Origin of the sequence: Pantoea sp. ANP04 (assembly GCF_041982285.1) — a bacterium.
Classification (GTDB): Bacteria; Pseudomonadota; Gammaproteobacteria; order Enterobacterales; family Enterobacteriaceae; genus Pantoea; species Pantoea eucalypti.
This window is the reverse complement of record NZ_JAUTYS010000055.1, coordinates 1-714: the sequence shown is the minus strand read 5'-3', so window position 1 is coordinate 714 and position 714 is coordinate 1. Positions and strand designations below refer to the sequence as shown.

The window sequence follows — 714 nt, the reverse complement described above, 5'->3', positions numbered from 1 at the left end:
CGATACTCGGGAACCGCGCGAGGAACTCATCGAATTCTTGCTGCGCGCTGATGTCCGTTTTCGGGTAGACACGCGGATCGAGCTGCAGGCCGACGCTCACCAGGTTGTTGGTCGACCGCGGGTGGTTGTTGAACGGAATCACCCAGAGCCAGCCGCCTGTGAACATGTGGTGCAAGGTCCCCTCGTGCCAGCGCCAGCGCTGCCCCTTGACCTTGAAGATGTCGTCGAACGGCTTGACCCCGAGCATGTGCGTGTAGAGGCTGCGCGAGTGCGTCTTGAAGCGACACGGTTCTTCGCGGAGCTTGAACTTGGTCGCGAGCGGCGCGCGCGGGCCTCCGCAGTCGATCATGTACCGGCCGGTGAACCGTTCGCCCTCGGCGGTGGTCACCGCGACGCCGTCTTTATCGGCGTGGTATTCGGTCACGCTGGTCTTCTGGCGAACCTTGCAGCCGTACTTAATGGCGGCTTGCAACAGGTAGGCGTCGACGTCTTGCCGGTAATAATGGCTCTCCGGCCCCCACGGCAGCTCGGGAATGACGCACTGCGTAAACTCCTTCGGGTCGTGCTCCTGGCCGGGCTTGTGGAACACGAAACCGAAGTTGCGCTTGATGCCCGTGCTCGACGAGACGTAACGTTGCGTCGAGTAGAACGACGTGATGTGGCCCAGCTCCGGAATGCCGTAGCGATCAGCAATGATGCGGTTCATGAGCGACG

Annotated in this window: 1 protein-coding gene; it reads right to left on the bottom strand. The window is 61.9% G+C overall.

Going from position 1 to position 714, the window contains the following annotated elements:
• Positions 1-714, bottom strand: a 714-nt coding sequence (locus tag Q7C21_RS22275) for an NAD(P)/FAD-dependent oxidoreductase (protein ID WP_375151126.1), incomplete at both ends; no start/stop codon positions are given.